Source organism: Frondihabitans sucicola, from assembly GCF_030296615.1.
Taxonomy (GTDB): domain Bacteria; phylum Actinomycetota; class Actinomycetes; order Actinomycetales; family Microbacteriaceae; genus Frondihabitans; species Frondihabitans sucicola.
Genome location: NZ_AP027732.1, coordinates 1,231,565 through 1,252,618 on the forward strand (window position 1 = coordinate 1,231,565; position 21,054 = coordinate 1,252,618).

Consider the following 21,054-nt stretch of genomic DNA (forward strand, 5'->3'; position numbering starts at 1 on the left):
CCGCGCGCGGCCCCGCTCCCGGCGTCAGCAGACGCCTCGCGTCACCCGTCATAACTTTCACAACTCAATACCGGCGGGCCCGCCACCTGCCGCATCGCACAAGAGTCATATAGCGGACTCTTCGCCGAAAGGAATCCACAGTGCTCATTGCACAGCGCCCCACTCTCACCGAGGAGAACATCTCGGAGTTCCGCTCCCGCTTCGTGATCGAGCCCCTCGAGCCCGGCTTCGGCTACACGCTCGGCAACTCGATGCGTCGCACGCTCCTCTCGTCGATCCCCGGAGCAGCTGTCACCAGCATCCGCATCGACGGTGTGCTTCACGAGTTCACGACCGTTCCCGGTGTCAAAGAAGATGTCACCGAGGTCATCCTGAACATCAAGAGCCTCGTGGTGTCGAGCGAGCACGACGAGCCGATCACGGCGTACCTGCGGAAGCAGGGTGCCGGCCAGGTCACCGCCGCCGACATCTCGGTTCCCGCCGGTGTCGAAGTCCACAATCCTGAGCTCGTCATCGCGACCCTGAACGACAAGGCCAAGTTCGAACTCGAGCTGACCATCGAGCGCGGCCGCGGCTACGTCTCGGCCGTGCAGAACCGCTCGGAGTTCTCCGAGGCCGGTCAGATCCCGATCGACTCGATCTACTCGCCCGTCCTGAAGGTCACCTACCGCGTCGAGGCGACTCGTGCCGGTGAGCGCACCGACTTCGACCGCCTCGTGGTCGACGTCGAGACCAAGCCCGCGATCAGCCCCCGCGACGCCATCGCTTCGGCCGGCCGCACGCTGACCGAGCTGTTCGGTCTCGCTCGTGAGCTCAACAACGCGGCCGAGGGCATCGAGATCGGCCCCGCGCCGGTCGACGCCGTTCTCTCCAGCGAGCTCCAGACCCCGATCGAAGACCTCGACCTCTCGGTCCGCAGCTACAACTGCCTCAAGCGCGAGGGCATCAACACGGTGTCCGAGCTCGTCGCTCTCTCCGAGACGCAGCTCATGAACATCCGCAACTTCGGTCAGAAGTCGGTCGACGAGGTGAAGGACAAGCTCGTCGAGCTCGGCCTCTCGCTGAAAGACACGGTTCCCGGCTTCGACGGTGCTCACTTCTACAGCGGCTACGACGAGGAGGAGACCAACTAAGGTCTCCCCGCTCGACGCCCTCCACCTCTAAACACTTTTAGGAAAAACAATGCCCAAGCCCACCAAGGGTCCCCGCCTCGGAGGCGGCCCGGCGCACGAGCGCCTTCTGCTCGCCAACATGGCCGGCCAGCTGTTCACGCACAAGAGCATCAAGACGACCGAGACCAAGGCCAAGCGCCTCCGTCCCGTCGCCGAGCGCCTCGTCACCTTCGCGAAGCGCGGCGATCTGCACTCGCGTCGTCGCGTGCAGGGCATCCTGCGCAACAAAGAGACCACGCACATCCTGTTCTCCGAGGTCGCGCCGCTGCTCGAACTGCGTGAGGGCGGCTACACCCGCATCACGAAGCTCGGCTTCCGCAAGGGCGACAACGCGTCCATGGTGCAGATCGAGCTCGTCCTCGAGCCCGTGAGCCCCAAGACCAAGGGTTCCGCCAAGTCGTCCAAGACGGCCGCCGCGACCCCCGCGACGACCGAGGCGCTCCTCGAGGAGTCCTCCGACGAGCTCACGGCTTCCGACGAGACCATCATCGAGGCCACGACCGAGGCCCCCGTCGACACCGACGAGGTCCCCGAGACGACCGCCGAGCTCGAGTCGGAGTCCTCCGACGACCTGACCGCCTCCGACGAGACGATCATCGAGGCGACCACCGAGGCTCCGGCCGACGAGGCTCCGGCCGACGAGGCCGACGGCGACAAGAAGTAGTCGTTCCACTGGCACCACAGCCTGAAGGCCCGCTCTCCTCTGGAGGGCGGGCCTTCTGCCGATCCTGCGCCTCTGCGGCTGTCCGCCGATCCTGCCCCTCCGTAAATCGAAGGGGATTCTCCCGGCAGGGCCCACCCCATCAGGATCGAGCGGGGTCGGGACGAAAATCCCCTTCGATTTAAGGAGGGGAGGGCGTCTCGTAGAATCGACGGCGTGGAAAACGAGACAGGGCCCGTTCGACTTCGGCTCGACGTCTCGTACGACGGCACCGCCTTCAACGGCTGGAGCGCGCAGCCCGGCCTCCGCACCGTCCAGGGCGAGATCGACATCGCGCTCGAGACGACCCTGAGGCGCCACCTGCCGGCACCGCGGCTGATCGTCGCCGGCCGCACCGACACGGGTGTTCACGCGATCGGCCAGGTGGTCCACCTCGACCTCACGGCCGATCAGCACGCCTTCCTGGCCACCCCGCACCGCAACCGGACCAAGTACCCGCCCTTCCCGCCCGCGCTGCGATTGGCGCGCAGGATCAACGGTCTGGCCGGGGCCGCGGACGACCTGCACGTGACGCACGCGGCGGTCGTCCCGCGCACCTTCGATGCGCGCTACTCCGCCCTCTGGCGCGAGTACGAGTACCGGGTGTCCGATCTCACGGGCCCCAGGCACCCCATCCGTCGGTACGACACCCTCTGGTTCGACGCGACCGTCGATCTCGACCTCATGAACGCCGCGGCCCTGTCGTTGCTCGGATTGCACGACTGGGCGGCGTACTGCCGGCCCCGGGACGGCGCCACGACCGTGCGGACCCTCCAGGAGTTCCACTGGCGCCGCGACCCGGACGGGATCCTGGTGGCACGCGTCCGCGCCGACGCTTTCTGCCACAGCATGGTGCGCTCCCTGGTGGGCGCGACGCTGGCCGTGGGGGAGGGGCGGCTCTCGATCGACGACGTGACGCGCATCCGCGAGACGGGGCTGCGCAAGGGCGAGTTCAAGGTGGCGAACGCCCACGGTCTGACACTGCGCGAGGTGGCTTACCCGGGCGAGGAGCACTTCGAGGCGCGGGCGGAGCTGACCCGGGCGCGGCGGGCCGCGCTCTAGCCGCGACGGAGCCCCGCGATCCTGCGCGTGGTTGCCGGCCGCCCCGTGATCCTGTAACGTGTCCCCTTGGTGTCTGCGCAACTGCGCGCTTTCGCCCGAAGTTGAGCCCTCCACCTGACTCGTTCGTGCCTCATCGAGGTGCCAACGGCAACGGAGCGGGATTCACGAACCTCTCACCTCGACCAGAAAGCAGCACTACTGTGACGCGCACTTTCTCTCCCACCCCGGCTGACGTCCAGCCGCAGTGGTTGATCATCGACGCCAACGACATCGTCCTCGGCCGTCTCGCAAGCCACGCTGCCGCGCTGCTGCGCGGGAAGCACAAGGCCACCTTCGCCCCCACATGGACATGGGCGACTTCGTCATCATCGTCAACGCCGAGAAGATCGCGCTGACCGGATCGAAGCTCCAGACCAAGCTGGCCTACCGCCACTCGGGTTACCCGGGCGGCCTCACGGCTCAGACCTACTCCGAGATGCTCGAGAAGCACCCGACTCGCGCCGTCGAGAAGGCCATCCGCGGCATGCTGCCGAAGAACTCGCTGGGTCGCGCGCAGATCCAGAAGCTGAAGGTGTACGCGGGTCCTGAGCACCCTCACGCGGCACAGAAGCCCACGCCGTACACCCTCGACCAGGTCGCCCAGTAGCGTCCGCCTCCGACTTTAAGGATCCCTAAGTGGCCAGCATCGCCGATTCCATCGAATCCACGCCCGAGAGCTTCACGACCGAGAGCGCCGCTCCCGTCGAGGCCTCGACTCCCCGTCCCGTCCTCACCGTCGGCGGCGGCGCCGTCGGCCGTCGCAAGCAGGCCATCGCCCGCGTGCGCCTCACGCCCGGCACCGGTGTCATCACCGTCAACGGCCGTGCGCTCGACGAGTACTTCCCCAACAAGCTGCACCAGCAGCTGATCAACGACCCGTTCAAGGTCCTCGACCTGCTCGGCTCGTACGACGTCGTCGCGAAGATCTCCGGTGGTGGCCCCTCGGGTCAGGCCGGCGCCCTCCGCCTCGGCATCAGCCGCACGCTGAACGAGATCGACGAAGAGAACAACCGCGCCGAGCTGAAGAAGGCGGGCTTCCTCAGCCGCGACGCTCGCGTCAAGGAGCGCAAGAAGGCCGGCCTCAAGAAGGCCCGTAAGGCTCCTCAGTTCTCCAAGCGCTAAGCACCGGCTCGGTCTCGCGATGACGCGTCTCTTCGGAACCGACGGAGTTCGGGGCCTTGCCAACCGTGAGTTGACGGCCGCACTCGCCCTGGGTCTTGCCCAGGCGAGTGCGGTCGTCCTCACCCGCGGGCACCACGCCGACGCTCGGCGCGCCGAGGGGCGCCGTCCGGTCGCCGTCCTCGCCCGCGACCCCCGCATCAGCGGTGAGTTCCTGGCCGCAGCGGTCGCCGCCGGCCTCGCTTCGTCCGGCGTCGACGTGCTCGACGCCGGGGTGATCCCGACGCCCGCCGCCGCCTTCCTCGTCGCCGACTCCGGCGCCGACTTCGGGGTGATGATCAGTGCGTCGCACAATCCCGCTCCCGACAACGGCATCAAGTTCTTCGCGTTCGGCGGCGCCAAGCTGCCCGACGAGGTCGAAGACCGCATCGAAGCCACCATGGACGCCCCGCGGCTGATGCCGGTGGGAGGCGACGTGGGCAGGATCCGCAGGTTCGCCGACGCCGAGGACCGGTACGTCGTGCACCTGCTCGGTGCGGTCCGGGGCCGCCTCGACGGCATCCACGTCGTCCTCGACTGCGCGCACGGCGCTGCCGCCGGCGTCTCGCCGGAGGTCTTCCACGACCTGGGCGCCCGCGTCACCGTGATCGGTGCCGACCCCGACGGCGTCAACATCAACGACGGAGTGGGTTCGACCCACCTCGGCCAGCTCGCGGAGGCCGTCGTGAAGCACGGCGCCGACGTCGGCATTGCGCACGACGGCGACGCCGACCGCTGCCTCGCCGTCGACGCGCAAGGCACCATCGTCGACGGCGACCAGATCATGGCGATCCTCGCCCTGGCGCTCAAGGAGCGCGGGGGCCTGAAGGACGACACGCTCGTCGCCACCGTCATGAGCAATCTCGGTCTGCGCCGCGCCATGAGCGACAACGGCATCCGGGTCGTCGAGACCGGCGTCGGCGACCGCTACGTCCTCGAAGAGATGAACGAGCACGGCTTCAGCCTGGGTGGCGAGCAGTCCGGCCACATCATCTTCGCCGAGCACGCCACGACCGGTGACGGCGTCCTCACCGGGCTGTCGCTCGTGGCCGAGATGGCTCGCACCGGCAAGTCGCTCGCCGAGCTCGCGTCCGTCATGACGGTGTTCCCGCAGATCCTGGTCAACGTGCGCGACGTCGATCGTTCGGCGCTCGGCGGCGACGAGGTCATCGCTGCCGCCGTCGCTGCGGCTGAGGAGTCGCTCGGCGACTCGGGGCGGGTCCTGCTCCGCCCCTCGGGCACCGAGCAGCTCGTCCGCGTCATGGTCGAGGCCGCCTCACAGGACGACGCCGACCGCATCGCGCACTCGCTGGCCGAGGTCGTGCGAGAGCGCCTGGGCACTGCCGCGGCGTAGAGGCTGCCGCCGCGGAGGGGAGCGACCCGCCCGCGGCGAGGGTCTCGTGGGGGCGACGGCTGTCGCACAACCGAGTACCGTTGACGAGTGACAGCTGAGACAGACACCCGCCAGAATCTCGGCTTCGCCGCCGTCCTCTTCGTCTTCGCCGTGGTGATGATCGGCACGACGCTGCCGACGCCGATCTACCCGCAGTACCAGGCGGCCTTCGGCTTCTCGGGCAGCACCACGACCGTGCTCTTCGCCGTGTACGCGGCCGGGGTCATCGCCGCGCTGATCGGGGTCGGGCAACTGAGCCAGATCATCGGACGGAAGCCGATGCTGCTGGCGGGGATCCTGCTCTCGTTCGTCAGCGCGATCCTGTTCTCGATCGGCACCGCCGAGGGTCTGCTCTTCGCCGGCCGCATCTTCTCGGGCTTCTCCGCCGGCATCCTGACCAGTACCGGCACCGTTGCCGTGCTCGAGCAGGCTCCTGCCGCTCGCAAGGCCGTCGCCGGCGCTCTCGCGACCGCGGCCAACATCGGCGGCCTCGGCCTCGGCATGTTCCTGGCGGGGCTCGTGTCGCAGCTGACGCCCTGGCCCACGCGCGCGCCGTTCGTGATGCACGCTCTCCTGCTCGTCCTGGCCGGGCTGGCGCTGCTGCTCGTCCGCGAGACCGTGAAGAAGCAGCAGGATGCCAGGTTCCGGCTGCAGCGCCCGGGGATCCCTCGCGAGGCCCGCAGCGTGTTCGGCGCGGCGTCCATCGGCGCCGTCGCCGGGTTCGCCGTGTGCGGGCTCTATTCGTCCGTCGCGCCGAACTTCGTCGGCACCGTGCTCGGGATCCACTCGGCGCTCGTCGTCGGGGTCGTGACGGCGTCGCTCTTCGCCGCGTCGGCCGTGGCGCAGATCGTGCTGGGCAAGCTGGCGGTGGTGAGGGCCATCGTCCTCGGGAGCATCCTGCTGTTCGTCGGGATGATCCTGCTCGCCGTGGCGCTCCCGCTGGCGTCGCTCGCGCTGCTCATCGTGTCGTCGGTCGTCTCGGGCGCCGGGCAGGGTCTCCTGTTCAGCTACGGGCTGCGGGCGATCGTCGGTGCCACGCCCGACGACCGCCGCACCGAGGCGACCAGCGCGTACTTCGTGGTGGCGTATCTCGCGATCTCGGTGCCGGCGATCCTGGCCGGGTTCGCCGAGAGGCTGTTCGGCCTCGCGCCGACCGGGATCGGGTTCGCCGCCGTGATGGCCGTGCTGTGCGTGATCGGGTTCGCGACGCGCAAGCGCTTCGCCGGGGCTGCCGACTGACTCGTCCGGCACCACACGCGTGCGCGCCGCCCCGTTCCGCGCCCGAATCCACGTCGACGGGGGAGACACGCCCTAGATCTTGCGGAGGAGCACCGACGCCACCTTGTGGTCGGCGCCCTTGCGCAGCACGAGGGTCGCTCGCGACCTCGTGGGCTGCACGTTCTGCTTCAGGTTGGGCTCGTTGACGGTGCGCCAGACCTCGCGGGCGAAGCCCAGCGCCTCGGCCTCCGGGATCGACGAGAACCGGTGGAAGAACGACTCCTCCTGGCTGAACGCCCCCTCGCGCAGCTGGCGGAAACGTTCGACGAACCAGTTCTCGATGTCGTGGGTGCGGGCGTCGACGTAGAGCGTGAAGTCGAACAGGTCGCTCAGGGCGAGGCGGCCTCCGACGGCAGGCTGGAGCACGTTGAGGCCCTCGACGATGAGGATGTCGGGCCGCCGGATCACGACCTCCGCGCCCGGCACGATGTCGTACTCGACGTGCGAGTAGAACGGCGCCCGCACTTCTTCGGCGCCGCTCTTCACCTGCGACACGAACTTCAGGAGGCGCCGCCGGTCGTACGACTCGGGGAAGCCCTTGCGGTCCATGATGCCGCGGCGCTCGAGCTCGGCGTTGGGGTAGAGGAAGCCGTCGGTCGTGATCAGCTCGACGCGGGGAGTGTCGCTCCAGCGCGACAGCAGTTCGCGGAGGAGCCGAGCCACCGTCGATTTGCCGACCGCCACCGATCCTGCGACCCCGATGACGAACGGGGTGCGCTGCGCGCGCTCGCCCAGGAAGTCGCTCGTGGCGCGGTGCAGGTTGCGCGCGCCGGCCGCGTAGAGGTTGATGAGACGGCTCAGCGGGACGTAGACGTCGCTCACCTCTCGGAGGTCGAGCCGGTCGCCGAGGCCGCGGAGCTGGACCAGCTCGGTCTCGGTCAGGGGGTTCTTGGCCACGGGCGCCAGAGCCGCCCACGCGTCGCGATCGACCTCGACGAAGGGGGTCAGATGCACGGGAGAGGTGGCGGTCGCTTCGGCCATGGGAGTCAGCCTACGGGCGTACGGACCTGCAGCGCGAGGCGGACGAGCCGTGCAGTCGCCGTCGAATAGGCTGGCTCGCATGTGTGGCATCGTGGGTTACGTCGGTTCGGACAAGAGCGTCGAGGTCCTCCTCGGCGGTCTCAAGCGCCTCGAATACCGGGGGTACGACTCCGCCGGCGTGGCCGTGATCGGCCCGGACGGCACTCTCGACATGCGCAAGAAGGCCGGCAAGCTGCAGATGCTCGTCGACGACCTCGACGCTTCGCCGCTGGTGAACGGCTCGACCGGCATCGGGCACACCCGCTGGGCGACCCACGGCGGCCCGACCGATCAGAACGCGCACCCGCACCTCTCCGACGGTGGCAAGCTGGCGCTGATCCACAACGGCATCATCGAGAACTTCTCCGACCTGAAAGAAGAGCTCCTCCTCGAGGGCACGGTCTTCGCCTCCGAGACCGACTCCGAGGTCGCCGCCCACCTCGTCGCCCGCGAGTACCGCGCGGTCGGCGACCTCGCCGAGGCGCTGCGACGGGTCGTGAACCGCCTCGAGGGCGCCTTCACCCTGCTCGTCGTGCACGCCGACCAGCCCGGCGTCGTCGTCGGCGCTCGCCGCAACTCGCCGCTGGTGATCGGCCTGGGCGACGGCGAGAACTTCCTCGGCAGCGACGTCGCTGCCTTCATCGAGTTCACGCACCGCGCCCTGGCGATCGGGCAGGATCAGCTCGTCACGATCACCCCGGAGACCGTCACCGTGGTCGACTTCGCCGGCGCTCCGGTCGAGGCCACCGAGTTCGAGGTCACCTGGGACGCCGCCGCCGCAGAGAAGGGGGCTGGTCGAGCTTCATGGCGAAAGAGATCTCGGAGGAGCCCGAGGCCGTCGCCAACACGCTGCTCGGCCGCGCCGTCGACGGCGGGGTGCACCTCGACGACCTCGACCCGATCAAAGAGCGCCTGCTCACGGTCAACCGGGTCATCGTCATCGCCTGCGGCACCGCCGCCTACGCCGGGATCCTCGGCAAGTACGCCATCGAGCAGTGGTCGCGGCTGCCGGTCGAGGTCGAGCTCGCGCACGAGTTCCGCTACCGCGACCCGGTCCTCGACGAGCACACGCTCGTCGTGTCGATCAGCCAGTCCGGCGAGACGATGGACACCCTGATGGCCGTCAAGTTCGCCCGCGAGCAGGGCGCCCAGGTGCTGTCGATCTGCAACACGCAGGGCGCGACGATCCCGCGCGAGAGCGACGCCGTCATCTACACGCACGCCGGTCCCGAGGTCGCCGTCGCGTCGACGAAGGCGTTCGTCGCCCAGGGCACGGCGCTGTTCCTGCTCGGCCTGCACCTGGCGACGCTCCGCGGCACGATGACCGCCACCGAGATCGCCGAGCAGGTCGACGACCTCCGGGCGATCCCCGAGAAGATCTCGCGGGTGCTCGAGACGGGTGAACGCATCAAGACCCTCGCCGGTTGGATGGCCGACACCCGCTCCGTCCTCTTCCTCGGCCGCCACGTCGGCTATCCGATCGCACTCGAGGGAGCGCTCAAGCTGAAAGAGCTGGCGTACATCCACGCCGAGGGCTTCGCGGCGGGCGAGCTCAAGCACGGCCCGATCGCCCTGATCGAACCGGGCCAGATCGTCTTCGTGATCGTTCCGTCGCCGCGCGACCCGCGGTCGTTGCACGCGAAGGTCGTCTCGAACATCCAAGAGATCCGCGCCCGCGGCGCCCGCGTCATCGCGATCGCCGAAGAGGGCGACGCGGCGGTCCTTCCGTTCGCCGACGAGGTCCTGCACATCCCGCTGGCCGCGCCGCTGTTCGAGCCGCTCCTCGCGGTCGTGCCGCTGCACATCTTCGGCATGGAGCTCGCGGCGGCCAAGGGCCTCGACGTCGACCAGCCCCGCAACCTCGCCAAGAGCGTCACGGTCGAGTAGACGTCGACCAGCAGCGACACGAGAGAGCAGAGCGCAGGATCACCGTGGCAATCGTCGGAATCGGGGTGGACGTCGTCGACGTCAAACGCTTCGGGCGCACCCTCGAGCGCACCCCGAAGCTGCGCTGGCGTCTCTTCACCGACGCCGAGCTCCTGCGCGACGGGGAGCCCCGGCGGGTGGAGTCCCTCGCGGCGCGGTTCGCCGCGAAAGAGGCCCTCATCAAGGCGCTCGGCGGCTCGACCGGTATCGGCTGGCACGACATGGTCGTCGGGGCCGACGACCAGCGGGCACCGTCGCTGACGCTCCGCGGGGAGCCGCCGCGCTCGCCGAGTCGCGCGGCGTGACGACCGTGCACCTGTCGCTGAGCCACGACGCCGGCGTCGCGACGGCCTTCGTCATCGCCGAGACGGTGGCCGCCTCGTGACCCGGGAGGCCCGCCTGACGATCGATACCGGCGCACTCCGGCACAACGTCGCGATCCTGCGCGAAGCGGTCGCGCCCGCCGCAGTGATGGCCGTCGTCAAGGCCAACGCCTATGGGCACGGCGCCGTCGACGCCGCGCTCGCGTTCGAAGAGGGCGGTGTCGACTGGCTGGGCGTCGTCGACCTCGACGAAGCGGTCGCGTTGCGGCGCGGCGGGGTGAGCCTGCCGGTGCTGAGCTGGCTGCACGCACCGGGCGAGACCTTCGAGCGCGCGGTCCGGTTCGAGATCACGCCGGCTGTCAGCGACCTCGCCCAGCTCGAGGCGTGCGCCGCCGCGGGCGTGCCGGCCGTGCACCTCTGCCTCGACACCGGCCTCAGCCGCAACGGCGCCGTCGAGTCGGAGTGGGAGGCCCTCTTCGATCGTGCGGCCATCCTCGAGCAGAGCGGACTTCTGCGCGTCGAAGGCGTGATGAGCCATCTGTCGAACACCTCGCCGCAGGAGGACGGCCACCAGCTGGCCTCCCTCGTGAGCGCGGTGGGCAGTCTCGGCGAGCGAGGGGTGAACCCGCCGCTGCAGCACCTGGCCGCGTCGGCGGCAGCCCTGTCGTACGGCGTCGCCGGGCGCCTCACGCTGGTCCGGTTCGGGCTCGCCCTGTACGGTCTGAGCCCGTTCCCCGATCGCACCCCCGAAGACCTCGGCATCCGCCCGGCGCTCACCCTGTCGGTTCCCGTCATCGGCGTGAAGGCGATCCCCGCCGGCGAGGGCACCTCGTACGGCTACACGTGGCGGGCGCCCCGCGACACCCGGCTCGCCCTCCTTCCGATCGGCTACGCCGACGGCATCGAGCGGATCGCCAGCAACCGTGCGTCGGTGCTCCTCGGCGGGCGACTCTGCCCCGTCGTCGGTCGGATCGCCATGAACGCCATGACCGTCGACATCGGTCCCGACCGAGGCGCCGACTCCGTGGCCGTGTCGCTCGGCGACGAGGCCGTTCTGTTCGGCGACGCCGCTGCCGGGCACCCCACCGCCGCCGACTGGGCCGAGGCCACCGGCACCATCGCCTACGAGGTCGTCGCGCGCCTCTCGCACCGCCTGCCGAGGAGGTACACGTGACCGACGTGTCGTCGACTCCCGAGTCGCCGTGGCTCCGCCGCGCCACCGTCGACCTCGGCGCGTACCGCGCGAACCTCCGACACCTGCGCGAGGTGGTCGCCCCGGCCGAGCTCATGGCGGTCGTGAAAGCCGACGGCTACGGGCACGGCGCCACCGCCGTCGCGGCCGCCGCAGTGGAGGCCGGGGTGACCTGGCTCGGCGCCCTCGAACTCGCCAACGCGCACGAGCTGCGGGCGTCCGGCATCGGCGACTCCGTCTCGATCCTGGCCTGGCAGTTCGCGTCGACCGAGACCTTCGAGCGCGCCGTCGCCGAGCGGATCGACCTCGGCATCTCCTCGCTGGCTCAGCTGGAAGCCGTCGCCAGGGCAGTCGCGTCCGTCGCCGAGGCGCTCGCCCCCGACGCGGCCGCAGCACCGATCGACGCTCCGGCGCTCGTGCACCTCAACGTCGACACCGGCCTGCACCGCGACGGAGTGCTGGTCGGCGAGTGGGACGCCCTGGTGAGCCGAGCGATCGAGCTGCGCGACGCCGGGATCCTGCGCCTTCGCGGGGTGTACTCGCACCTCGCCGAGGCCTCCGACGACGAAGACACCGAGTCGGCCGAGACCCTGACCGAGGCGATCGGTCGCGCGGAGGGCCTGGGGGCCCGCTTCGAGCGACGGCACCTGACGGCGTCGAGCGCGGGGCTCGAACGGCCGGAGTTGCGCCTCGACATGGTGCGGATGGGCGCGAACACCTACGGCATCCCCGTGACGGACGGCGTCACTGCGGCCGATCGGGGTCTCGTCCCGGTGATGACCCTCAGCGCCAGGATCGCCCGCGTCAAGCGCATCGCGGCCGGCACCGGCGTCTCCTACGACTACACCTACCGCGCGCCCCGCGACACGACCGTGGCGCTGGTGCCGATCGGTTACGCCGACGGCCTCTCCCGGCGCTCGCAGCACGGCGTGACCGTCGCCCTGCGCGGCAAGCGGTACCCGATCGTCGGTCGCGTGGCGATGGATCAGTTCCTGATCGACGTCGGTGACGACCCGGTCGAGGCGGGGGACGAAGCGACCCTGTTCGGTCCGGGAACGCGCGGCGAGCTGACCGTGGGCGAGTGGGCCGACCTGATCGGCACGATCGGCGAGGAGATCGTCTCGGGCCTCGGCCCGCGGATCCCGAGGGTCTACGTCTGATGGCCGTGCTGTTCGACGGAGAAATCGCGTCCAGCGAGGGCATGGAGCGATTCGGCATCCGCCTGGCTTCCGAGCTGCGGGCGGGTGACCTCCTCGTGCTGACCGGTCCGCTCGGGGCCGGCAAGACGACTCTGACGCGCGGGATCGGCGCCGGGCTCGACGTGCGCGGGCCGGTGGCGTCGCCGACGTTCGTCCTCGCGCGCACCCACCCGCCGCTCGGCGAGGGCGGCGTCCCCCTGGTGCACGTCGACGCCTACCGGCTCGGGTCCGCGGCCGAGCTGGACGACCTCGACATCGACTTCGACCGCTCCGTGGTGGTGGTCGAGTGGGGGTCCGGCTTCCTCGACGGCGTCGCCGAGTCGTGGCTCGACGTGACGATCGAGCGCCCCGTCGGAGCCGGCGCTCCCGATGCCGGCGCTTCCGATGCCACCGATGCCGATGTCACAGCTCCCGACGACGAGCCCCGCCGCGTCACCGTCGTCGCCCACGGCCCCCGCTGGTCCGCTGTCACGCTCCCCTGACGTTCGAGGCACCGGTTCCGGCTCGCGCCACCGGTCGTTCCGGGTCGCGGGCGGCGTCTTCCGGACGCCGCGGCACCGTACGATTGAGGCATGCTTCTGGCGATCGACACCTCCTCCGGAACGAGTGTCAGCGTCGTCGACCGCGAGGCGGGAGTCCTCGCCGAGGTCACCGAGCTCGACACCCGCCGTCACGCCGAGGTCATCGGCGAACTGATCGCGGCGTGCCTCGACGAGGCCGGCATCGAGCCGAGCCGTCTCAGCGCCGTCGTCGCCGGAATGGGCCCCGGTCCCTTCACCGGCCTCCGCGTCGGCATCGCCGCGGCCCGCGCCTTCGCCTTCGGCGCCGGCAAGCCGTGCCTGCCACTCGTCAGCCACGACGCGATCGCCTTCGAGCGTCTCGGCGGTCCGGCGCTCGCCACGGGCGGCGCTCCCGTCGCCAGGTCCCCGCTGCTCGTCGTGACCGACGCCCGCCGCCGCGAGGTGTACTGGAGCGCGTACTCGCACCTCGACGAACAGGGTCTGCCCGTGCGGGTGGCCGGGCCGTCTCTGGTGCGACCGGCCGATCTCGACGAGGCGATCGCAGGATCCTGCGGCCCCGTCTTCTCGGCGGAGGCCGCGCGCACCGACCCCGCCTCGACCGTGGTGTCGGCCGCCGCCCTCGGCCTGCTCGGCGAGACCCTCTACACGGCCGGCCGGCCGTTCGCCGCTGACGAGCCGCTCTACCTCCGATCGCCCGACGTGACGATCCCCGGTGCGCCCAAGCGGGTCTCGTGAGCGCTGAGCCGTACGAGGTGCGCCAGGCGACGCCCGCCGACCTCGACGCCATCATGGCCATCGAGACCTCGGTGTTCGTGAACGACGCCTGGAGCCCCGAGAGCATGGCGCACGAGCTGGCGAACTCCTCGTGCTTCTACCAGGTCGTCACCGACCCCGCGGGCGAGGTCGTCGCCTACGCGGGGCTGCTCGCCGCGATCGGGTCGCCCGACTCCGACATCCAGACCATCGCCGTGGCTCCGGGCGCGCGCCGCCGCGGCATCGCCCGCGACCTCGTCCGGCGGATGCTCGAGGAGGCGTCGGCGCGCGGCGCCCGCGAGACGTTCCTCGAGGTGCGCGTCGACAACCCGGGCGCCCAGGCGCTCTACGAGTCGTTCGGTTTCGAGGGGATCGCCGTGCGCCCCCGCTACTACATGCCGGACGGCGTCGACGCGCTGGTGATGCGCGCGCGCCTCCGTCCTTCCGGAGGAACCCCATGACCGCTGAACCCCTCGTGCTCGGCATCGAGACCAGTTGCGACGAGACCGGCATCGGTATCGTCCGCGGACGCACGCTGCTGGCCAACGTCATCGCCTCGTCGATGGACGAACACGCCCGCTACGGCGGCGTCGTCCCCGAGATCGCGGCCCGCGCCCACCTCGAAGCGCTCCAGCCGACTCTCGAGGCGGCGCTCGCCGAGGCCGACGTGACCCTCGACGATCTCGACGCCATCGCAGTCACCAGCGGACCAGGCCTCGCCGGTGCGCTGATGGTCGGCGTCGGCGCGGCCAAGGCCCTGGCGCTCGGAGCCGGCAAACCCCTCTACGCCGTGAACCACCTGGTCGGACACGTGGGCGCCGACGTCCTGCGCGCCGACGGCTCGGCCCTCGAACTGCCGACCATCGCGCTGCTCGTGTCGGGCGGGCACACCTCGCTGCTGCACGTCCGCGACCTCCTCGACGACGTCGAACTGCTCGGCGAGACCATCGACGACGCCGCGGGCGAGGCGTTCGACAAGGTCGCGCGCCTGCTCGGACTGCCCTACCCCGGCGGGCCGCAGATCGATCGCGTCGCGGCCTCCGGCGACCCTCGGGCCATTCGTTTCCCGCGCGGCCTCACGCTTCCGAAAGACCTGGAGAAGCACCGCTACGACTTCTCGTTCTCGGGCCTGAAGACGGCCGTCGCGCGCTGGGTCGAGAAGACCGAGGCGGCAGGATCCCCGGTGCCCGTGTCCGACGTGGCGGCCAGCTTCCGCGAGGCGGTCGTCGACGTCCTGCTCACCAAGGCGCTGGCCGCGTGCCGGGATCGCGGGGTGTCGCGCCTGCTCCTCGGCGGCGGGGTCGTCGCCAACGCGCGGGTGCGCGAGGTCGCCGCCGCGCGGTGCGCCGACGCCGGTGTCGAACTCCGCATTCCGCCGCTCTCGCTCTGCACCGACAACGGCGCGATGATCGCGGCGCTCGGCGCCGAGCTCGCCCTGCGCGGGCGCGAACCGTCGCCGCTGTCGTTCGGCGCGGACTCCACGCTTCCGGTGACCACCGCGCAGGCGTTCTAGCCAGCGAACGTCGCGCAGCGTTTCGCGTCGAATCGGTCGCGATGCCCGAGTGCGGACTACCGTCCAGTGAAGGCCACCGTACGTGTGGTCACCCGAAGGAGCTGTACGACGATGTCCGATTCTCTTCCTCCCACCGCCCCGCCCTCGAACGACGCCTACGGCACGCCCGCGGCGGCGTCGGGGCGCTGGAACCCGCTGGCGATCATTTCGCTGATCGCCGGGATCGTGGGCTTCTTCTTCAGCCTGTACGGCGTGATCAGCCTCGTCGCGCTGGTGCTCGGCCTCCTCGGTCGCCGTCAGATCGCCGGTTCCGGCCAGCGGGGGCGGGGTCTCGCCCTGGCCGGCATCATCCTGGGCATCATCGGGATCGTGCTCGAGGTCATCCTCATCATCGTCGGCGCGAGTCACGGCGCGATGCGCTGAGGCCCGTGCCCGTCGAAGAGCCAGCGGCGGAGCGAGCTTGGCGCTAGGGTCGATGGAAACCCGCGCGTCCGGCTCCCGCCGCGGCGCGGGACGGCGGGGGACGCCGTCACTGCGATCACGACTACGGAGCGACGACCATGAGCGACCAGACTTCTTCAGGGCCGACGCCGGCGGAGGAGCCGGCCGGCTCGACGCCCGCCGCCGACGCAGGCGTGCCCGACACCTCCGGGGCCGAAGCTCCCGCATCGGACGCGCCGCCGTCGTACGGCCAGCCCGCATCGGACGCGCCGCCGGCGTACGGCCAGCCCGCTGATGCGGGGCAGTCCGCTCCGGACGCACCACCGGCATACGGCGAGCAGTCCGGCTACGGCGAGCAGTCCGGGTACGGCCAGCAGCCCGGCGCGCAGAACCCCTACGGGCAGCAGTCTGGCGCGCAGAACCCCTACGGGCAGCAGCCCGGCGCGCAGAACCCCTACGGGCAGAACCCTTACGGCCAGGCGCCCGCCCAGAACCCCTACGCCCAGAACCCCTACGCTCAGAACCCGTACGCTCAGAATCCCTACGCGACGTACGGCGGTCCGGTCCCCGGGAGCACCAGCGCGCTCGCGATCGTGTCCATGGTCCTGGGCATCGTCGGGGTCATCGGTGGGTTCCTCTTCATCGCCCTGATGCCCATCGCGGCGATCATCACCGGCTTCATCGCGCGTCGTCGCGCGAAGCAATTCCAGCAGCAGGGATCGGGCATGGCCCTCGCCGGCATCATCACCGGCTTCGTCGGCGTCGCCTTCTTCCTCGGCTACATCGCCATCTTCGTCGTCATCGGCATCACCTCCGCCAACAGCGGCTCCGGCTCGAGCTTCTAGATGATCCCCGCGGCGTGGCGGTTCGGCCTGGCGTTCGCGCTGTGGCGCCGCTACCGCGCCGCCGCGACGCCCGCGGAGCGCGAGAGCGCCGGGCGCGCCATCATCGTCCTGACCGCCGTCTGGGCGGGCGCACTCGCCCTCACCGGCTTCCTGGTGCTGGCCTGCGTCGCGTTCCTGATCGTCGTCGTCCGGTCCTGACGCTAGACGCGCTCGCAGAGCAGCGCCGTGTGGTGCCCCCTGAACCGGGTCAGGATCAGCGTCGCCTCGTTGGAGCCCGACAGCTGCAGCTTCTTGCGGAACGCGGCCGGATCGACGTCCACCCCGCGCTTCTTGATCTCCACCCGGCCGATGCCGCGCTTCTTCAACTCCTGGCGCAGCCGCTTCTCGTCGAGCGGGAACGTCTCGAGCACCCGGAAGCACTGGGCGAAGGGCGTCTCGGTGGCCGCGGACGACGAGAGGTAGGCGATGTCGCGGCTGATGGTCGACGCGCCGAGCTGCCGGGCGAGATCGCCGATGAGCCGCGCCCGGATCACGCCGCCGTCGGGTTCGTAGACGTACTCGGCCAGATCGCCGACCTCGACGTCGTCCGAGTCTCCGGATGCCGTCAGTTCGGCCGGGCCGTGCGCACCCAGCACGAGTGCGGCGCGTTTCACCCCGGGCCGGGCGAGGGGGCCGAACCAGACGCCGACCTCGACCACCGATCGGTCGACCGAGATCCACTGGCACTCGGCGTCGTCGGGCAGCAGCTCGCGGTCGATTCCGGGGCCGAGCTTCACCCCTGTGGGCAGGCGCGAGGCGAAGGCGAACGCCGTGTCGAGCGTGGGGGACCAGCCGGCAGGATCCTGCAGCCGCTGCGTCGACGAGTGGCCCGAGGTGCGCCGAGCGGGATCGAGGAACACCCCGTCGACGCCGTCGAGGTCGGCCTCTTCGGCGGTTCCGAGGCGAACCTCGGCCGACGGCCACGGCGCCAGGTTGTAGGTGGCGATGGCGGCCGTCACCTCGTCGCGGTCGACGGCGACGACCCCGAGATCGAGGGCGGCCAGGGCGAGGGCGTCCCCGCCGATGCCGCAGCCGAGGTCGGCGATGCGAGTGAGGCCCGCGCGGCGGAACCGCCCGGCGTGCGTCGAGGCCACCGGGAGACGGGTCGCCTGCTCGAGGCCTGCCTCGGTGAAGAGCATGCGCTCGGCGAAGTCGCCGAACTTGGCGCGCCCCTTGGAACGGAGCTTCGCCTGGGTCAGGACCGCGGCGACGAGCTCCGGGGAGTGCCCGGCCTTGCGCAGCTTCGCGACCTGCGCGAGCACGTCGGCCTTCTGATCGAAGGCGGGAAGCGAGTCGAGGAGGCGAAGCCCCTCGGGCGTGAGGAGTTCGCGGAGTTCTTTCGCCTGCATGGGTCAATCATCCCGCGGCGGCGGCTCCGTCTCCGGCACGAGCCTTCGAGCACATGCTCCAGAGACGGGGGAGACGCGACGAAGCCGCCCGCGGCGACACAGTCTGGCACTCGGATTGACCGAGTGCCAGCCACGCCCTATGGTTGATCTGGCACTCACACGCGTGAAGTGCCAACCACGGATTTCCAGTTCCGCCGTCGCAGCTCGTTTAGAAAGAAGAGGTCAACCGTGTCGGTCAACATCAAGCCGCTCGAAGATCGCATCGTCATTCGTCAGGTCGAGGCCGAGCAGACCACTGCTTCCGGCCTCGTGATCCCCGACACCGCCAAGGAGAAGCCCCAGGAGGGCGAGGTCGTGGCTGTCGGACCGGGTCGCATCGACGACAAGGGCAATCGCGTTCCGCTCGACGTCGCCGTCGGCGACAAGGTCATCTACTCCAAGTACGGCGGAACCGAGGTGAAGTACGGCGGCGAAGACCTGCTCGTGCTCTCGGCCCGCGACGTGCTCGCGGTCATCGTCAAGTAGCACCGCTGCTGCAGAAGGGCCCCGTCTCCGCAAGGAGGCGGGGCCCTTCGCGTGCGCGGCGGGCAGCGCAGGATCACGTGGCAGCAGGACGACGGTCGGTGGCCGTCACGAGCCTGCCCGACGTCGGAGGCAGCGGTTAGCCTTTCGAGGTGAGCAACGAAGATCCTGCCAAGGCGAGAGCCGGCCTGCTGTTCGCTGTCGGCGCGTACGGCCTGTGGGGCTTCCTGCCCGTCTACTTCCTGCTCCTGCAGCCGGCCGGCGCCGTCGAGATCGTCGCCTGGCGCATCCTCTGGTCGCTCGTCTTCTGCGCCGTGCTGCTGGCTGCCACCAAGTCGTTCCGTCGCTTCGCCGCCCTCCTCCGCGATCGCCGCACCGTCGGCACCATGGCTCTGGCGGGCGCCATCATCGTCGTCAACTGGACCACGTTCATCTTCGCCACCCTGAGCGGTCACCTTGTCGAGGCCGCGCTCGGGTACTTCATCAACCCGGTGGTCACCGTCCTGCTCGGCGTCGTGATCCTGCGCGAGCGGCTCCGGCTCCGGCAGTGGATCGCGGTCGGCATCAGCGTCGTCGCCATCGTCGTGATCGCGGTCGGCTACGGCACCATGCCGTGGATCTCCCTGATCCTCGCCTTCTCGTTCGGTACCTACGGCCTGATCAAGAAGCGCGTCGGCGGCCGGGTCGACGCGATCGGCGGCCTCACCCTCGAGACGCTCGCGCTCTCGCCCGCCGCCGCGATCGCCCTGATCGTCGTCGGCGTCAACGGCGGCCTGGCCTTCGGCACCTCCGGTGTTCCGCAGGCGGTGGCCGTGGTCGGCACGGGGGCGATCACGGCGGTCCCGCTGCTCTTCTTCGCCGCGGCCGCGAGCCGGCTGCCGCTCTCGACGCTCGGCCTGACGCAGTACATCGCGCCGATCCTGCAGCTCGTCGTGGGCGTCGCGTTCCTGCACGAGCCGATGTCCGCCTCGCGCTGGTTCGGCTTCGCCCTGATCTGGGTCGCTCTGGCCGTTCTCAGCGCCGACGCGGTGCTCGTGAACCGGTCGAGTCGGGCGCGGCAGCTCTCAGCGAATACATCACGAATTGCTAACGAAACGGCGAGGTGATGCCAGCAACACACGGGTGAAACATTCGCCCCCTAGGTTCTTACCCATTCACACGGTTGGGTCGCGCGCCATCGCGCGACCGCATCACCACCGTTCAGAAAGGGTTCACGGATGATCAGATCCACCACTGCCCTGAAGGCACTCACGATCACGGCAGCAGCGACACTGCTCCTCGTCGGGTGTTCCTCCACGGGTTCCAAGACTTCGTCCTCCAGCTCGTCGACGCCGAAGTCGACGGCGAAGGCCGACCCCGCAGCGAGCTGCAAGGCGCCTTCGACGCCGAGCACGGACGCCATGAAGATCGGCACGCTCCTGCCGCTCACCGGTTCGCTCGCGTACCTCGGCCCTCCCGCTGTCGCGGGTGCAGGCCTGGCGCTCGACGACATCAACGCGGGCGGCGGCGTCGTCGGCAAGCCCGCGGCGATCTCGTCGGTGACCGACTCCGGCGACTCGACCGACCTCACCGTTTCCAGCTCGGCTGCCGCCAAGCTGAAGGCGGCCAAGGTCTCGGTCGTCCTCGGCGCCGAGTCGTCCAGCGTCACGCTGAACGTCATCGACCAGATCACCGGCAGCTGCACCATCGAGATCTCGCCGGCCAACACCGCGTCGTCGCTCTCGGGCTACTCGTCGTACTACTACCGCACCGCTCCGCCGGACTCGGTCCAGGGCTCGGCCCTCGGTCAGCTCGTCGTCGGTGACGGCCACGCCAAGGTCGCCTTCCTGGTCTTCAACGACTCGTACGGCACCGGCCTCCGCGACTCGACGCAGAAGGCCATCGAGGCCGCCGGCGGTTCGGTCGTCTACGGCGGCACCGGCAAGAGCCAGGAGTTCCCGCCCGGTCAGAAGACCTTCTCGTCCGAGGTGACGGCCGCTCTGGCCGCCAAGCCCGACGCGATCGTCATCCTGGCGTTCGACGAGACCAAGCAGATCGTGCCCGAGCTCGTGTCGCAGGGCTGGGACCTCTCGAAGACCTACATGTCGGACGGAAACACCGCCGACTACTCAAAGGACTTCCCGGCCAAGACGCTGCTGAACGGAAAGGGCACCATCCCCGGCGCCCAGCCCACCACGGCACTCAAGGCCCGTCTCAACGCGTGGTACCTGAAGAACGACAAGAAGGCGCTGACCGACTACTCCTACGCGGCCGAGTCGTACGACGCCATCACCCTCGCGGCGCTCGCCGCCGAGAAGGGCAAGGGCACCGACGCCGGGACCATCCAGGCCAACATGGCTGCGGTCTCCGGAGCCGACGGCGGCACCAAGTGCGCCACGTACGCCGACTGCAAGAAGCTCCTCGACGCCGGCAGCAAGATCCAGTACCAGGGCCCGTCCGGCATCGGTCCGTTCAACAAGAACAACGACCCGTCGAGCGCCTACATCGGCATCTACAAGTACGACGACAAGAACGTCCCCGTCTACCAGAGCAGCATCCAGGGCGACGTGAAGTAACTCTCACCACCAGTCAGACCCGACGCCGGAAGCCCGGCAGGAGCGATCCTGCCG

20 protein-coding genes and 3 pseudogenes are annotated in these 21,054 nt (G+C 70.0%); 21 read left to right on the forward strand and 2 right to left on the reverse strand.

Features of this window, described 5'->3' with window-relative positions; translation table 11 throughout:
• The first annotated feature begins 140 nt into the window (after positions 1–140).
• The 7 genes and pseudogenes from QUE79_RS06535 to QUE79_RS06565 all read left to right on the forward strand — a co-directional run bounded on the left by QUE79_RS06535 (position 141) and on the right by QUE79_RS06565 (position 6,763).
• Complete coding sequence (locus tag QUE79_RS06535) at positions 141–1,133, forward strand: DNA-directed RNA polymerase subunit alpha (RefSeq protein WP_286345962.1); 993 nt, start codon at positions 141–143, stop codon at positions 1,131–1,133.
• 49 nt (positions 1,134–1,182) lie between these two features.
• The gene (gene rplQ / locus QUE79_RS06540; RefSeq protein ID WP_286345963.1) at positions 1,183–1,836 is read left to right on the forward strand and encodes a 50S ribosomal protein L17; all 654 of its coding nucleotides are present in this window, start codon (positions 1,183–1,185) and stop codon (positions 1,834–1,836) included.
• Positions 1,837–2,049: 213 nt separating this feature from the next.
• The gene (locus tag QUE79_RS06545) at positions 2,050–2,934 is read left to right on the forward strand and encodes a tRNA pseudouridine synthase A (RefSeq protein ID WP_286345964.1); all 885 of its coding nucleotides are present in this window, start codon (positions 2,050–2,052) and stop codon (positions 2,932–2,934) included.
• Positions 2,935–3,134: 200 nt separating this feature from the next.
• Positions 3,135–3,580: pseudogene (rplM, locus tag QUE79_RS06550) on the forward strand (50S ribosomal protein L13).
• Between the two features lie 29 nt (positions 3,581–3,609).
• The gene (rpsI, locus tag QUE79_RS06555) at positions 3,610–4,095 is read left to right on the forward strand and encodes a 30S ribosomal protein S9 (protein WP_286345965.1); all 486 of its coding nucleotides are present in this window, start codon (positions 3,610–3,612) and stop codon (positions 4,093–4,095) included.
• A 19-nt stretch (positions 4,096–4,114) separates the two neighbouring features.
• Positions 4,115–5,485 carry a phosphoglucosamine mutase gene (glmM, locus tag QUE79_RS06560; RefSeq protein WP_286345966.1) on the forward strand — a complete coding sequence of 457 codons (1,371 nt, stop codon included), beginning with the start codon at positions 4,115–4,117 and terminating at the stop codon, positions 5,483–5,485.
• An 87-nt stretch (positions 5,486–5,572) separates the two neighbouring features.
• Positions 5,573–6,763 (forward strand): MFS transporter, encoded by a 1,191-nt coding sequence (locus QUE79_RS06565; protein ID WP_286345967.1) that lies wholly within the window; start codon positions 5,573–5,575, stop codon positions 6,761–6,763.
• A gap of 72 nt (positions 6,764–6,835) precedes the next feature.
• Here the strand turns inward: QUE79_RS06565 and coaA are convergent, their stop codons facing one another.
• Entirely contained in the window at positions 6,836–7,783 is a 948-nt protein-coding gene (coaA, locus tag QUE79_RS06570) for a type I pantothenate kinase (RefSeq protein WP_286345968.1), read from the reverse strand.
• Between the two features lie 79 nt (positions 7,784–7,862).
• Here coaA and glmS point away from each other — a divergent pair.
• The 11 genes and pseudogenes from glmS (at position 7,863) to QUE79_RS06625 (ending at position 16,733) form a co-directional block, all read left to right on the forward strand.
• Positions 7,863–9,709: pseudogene (gene glmS / locus QUE79_RS06575) on the forward strand (glutamine--fructose-6-phosphate transaminase (isomerizing)).
• 44 nt (positions 9,710–9,753) lie between these two features.
• Positions 9,754–10,133: pseudogene (locus tag QUE79_RS06580) on the forward strand (holo-ACP synthase).
• Positions 10,130–11,245 carry an alanine racemase gene (alr, locus tag QUE79_RS06585; RefSeq protein ID WP_286345969.1) on the forward strand — a complete coding sequence of 372 codons (1,116 nt, stop codon included), beginning with the start codon at positions 10,130–10,132 and terminating at the stop codon, positions 11,243–11,245. The pseudogene QUE79_RS06580 and the gene alr (QUE79_RS06585) overlap by 4 nt, the downstream one beginning before the upstream one ends.
• Positions 11,242–12,423: an alanine racemase gene (alr, locus tag QUE79_RS06590; RefSeq protein WP_286345970.1), complete on the forward strand. Its 1,182-nt coding sequence runs from the start codon at positions 11,242–11,244 to the stop codon at positions 12,421–12,423. Before alr (QUE79_RS06585) ends, alr (QUE79_RS06590) begins: the two co-directional genes overlap by 4 nt.
• Positions 12,423–12,944: a tRNA (adenosine(37)-N6)-threonylcarbamoyltransferase complex ATPase subunit type 1 TsaE gene (gene tsaE / locus QUE79_RS06595; protein WP_286345971.1), complete on the forward strand. Its 522-nt coding sequence runs from the start codon at positions 12,423–12,425 to the stop codon at positions 12,942–12,944. Before alr (QUE79_RS06590) ends, tsaE begins: the two co-directional genes overlap by 1 nt.
• A gap of 90 nt (positions 12,945–13,034) precedes the next feature.
• Positions 13,035–13,718, forward strand: coding sequence for a tRNA (adenosine(37)-N6)-threonylcarbamoyltransferase complex dimerization subunit type 1 TsaB (tsaB, locus tag QUE79_RS06600; protein WP_286345972.1), 684 nt, complete (start codon positions 13,035–13,037; stop codon positions 13,716–13,718).
• Positions 13,715–14,197, forward strand: coding sequence for a ribosomal protein S18-alanine N-acetyltransferase (gene rimI / locus QUE79_RS06605; protein WP_286345973.1), 483 nt, complete (start codon positions 13,715–13,717; stop codon positions 14,195–14,197). Before tsaB ends, rimI begins: the two co-directional genes overlap by 4 nt.
• Positions 14,194–15,249, forward strand: coding sequence for a tRNA (adenosine(37)-N6)-threonylcarbamoyltransferase complex transferase subunit TsaD (gene tsaD / locus QUE79_RS06610; RefSeq protein ID WP_286345974.1), 1,056 nt, complete (start codon positions 14,194–14,196; stop codon positions 15,247–15,249). The genes rimI and tsaD overlap by 4 nt, the downstream gene beginning before the upstream one ends.
• 111 nt (positions 15,250–15,360) lie before the next feature.
• Positions 15,361–15,672, forward strand: a complete 312-nt coding sequence (locus tag QUE79_RS06615; protein ID WP_286345975.1) for a DUF4190 domain-containing protein — start codon at positions 15,361–15,363, stop codon at positions 15,670–15,672.
• A 137-nt stretch (positions 15,673–15,809) separates the two neighbouring features.
• Positions 15,810–16,535, forward strand: coding sequence for a DUF4190 domain-containing protein (locus QUE79_RS06620; RefSeq protein WP_286345976.1), 726 nt, complete (start codon positions 15,810–15,812; stop codon positions 16,533–16,535).
• Positions 16,536–16,733 (forward strand): hypothetical protein, encoded by a 198-nt coding sequence (locus QUE79_RS06625; RefSeq protein WP_286345977.1) that lies wholly within the window; start codon positions 16,536–16,538, stop codon positions 16,731–16,733.
• 2 nt (positions 16,734–16,735) lie between these two features.
• Here the strand turns inward: QUE79_RS06625 and QUE79_RS06630 are convergent, their stop codons facing one another.
• On the reverse strand, positions 16,736–17,923 hold the full coding sequence (locus tag QUE79_RS06630) for a THUMP-like domain-containing protein (protein WP_286345978.1): 1,188 nt from the start codon (positions 17,921–17,923) through the stop codon (positions 16,736–16,738).
• 228 nt (positions 17,924–18,151) lie between these two features.
• On the opposite strand from QUE79_RS06630, the gene groES reads away from it, so the two are divergent.
• From groES to QUE79_RS06645, 3 genes are all read left to right on the forward strand, one after another.
• On the forward strand, positions 18,152–18,448 hold the full coding sequence (groES, locus tag QUE79_RS06635) for a co-chaperone GroES (protein WP_286345979.1): 297 nt from the start codon (positions 18,152–18,154) through the stop codon (positions 18,446–18,448).
• A 149-nt stretch (positions 18,449–18,597) separates the two neighbouring features.
• Positions 18,598–19,551, forward strand: a complete 954-nt coding sequence (gene rarD, locus QUE79_RS06640) for an EamA family transporter RarD (protein ID WP_286345980.1) — start codon at positions 18,598–18,600, stop codon at positions 19,549–19,551.
• 111 nt (positions 19,552–19,662) lie between these two features.
• Positions 19,663–21,000, forward strand: a complete 1,338-nt coding sequence (locus tag QUE79_RS06645) for an ABC transporter substrate-binding protein (protein WP_286345981.1) — start codon at positions 19,663–19,665, stop codon at positions 20,998–21,000.
• The last annotated feature ends 54 nt before the right edge of the window (positions 21,001–21,054 follow it).

Excerpts from the sequence above, each read along its gene's own strand:
- QUE79_RS06625 (WP_286345977.1), top strand. The coding sequence starts at position 16,536 with ATGATCCCCGCGGCGTGGCGGTTCGGCCTGGCGTTCGCGCTGTGGCGC.
- glmM (WP_286345966.1), top strand. The coding sequence starts at position 4,115 with ATGACGCGTCTCTTCGGAACCGACGGAGTTCGGGGCCTTGCCAACCGT.
- QUE79_RS06620 (WP_286345976.1), top strand. The coding sequence starts at position 15,810 with ATGAGCGACCAGACTTCTTCAGGGCCGACGCCGGCGGAGGAGCCGGCC.
- QUE79_RS06630 (WP_286345978.1), bottom strand. The coding sequence starts at position 17,923 with ATGCAGGCGAAAGAACTCCGCGAACTCCTCACGCCCGAGGGGCTTCGC.
- rplQ (WP_286345963.1), top strand. The coding sequence starts at position 1,183 with ATGCCCAAGCCCACCAAGGGTCCCCGCCTCGGAGGCGGCCCGGCGCAC.
- QUE79_RS06615 (WP_286345975.1), top strand. The coding sequence starts at position 15,361 with ATGTCCGATTCTCTTCCTCCCACCGCCCCGCCCTCGAACGACGCCTAC.
- tsaE (WP_286345971.1), top strand. The coding sequence starts at position 12,423 with ATGGCCGTGCTGTTCGACGGAGAAATCGCGTCCAGCGAGGGCATGGAG.
- tsaD (WP_286345974.1), top strand. The coding sequence starts at position 14,194 with ATGACCGCTGAACCCCTCGTGCTCGGCATCGAGACCAGTTGCGACGAG.
- coaA (WP_286345968.1), bottom strand. The coding sequence starts at position 7,783 with ATGGCCGAAGCGACCGCCACCTCTCCCGTGCATCTGACCCCCTTCGTC.
- tsaB (WP_286345972.1), top strand. The coding sequence starts at position 13,035 with ATGCTTCTGGCGATCGACACCTCCTCCGGAACGAGTGTCAGCGTCGTC.
- QUE79_RS06645 (WP_286345981.1), top strand. The coding sequence starts at position 19,663 with ATGATCAGATCCACCACTGCCCTGAAGGCACTCACGATCACGGCAGCA.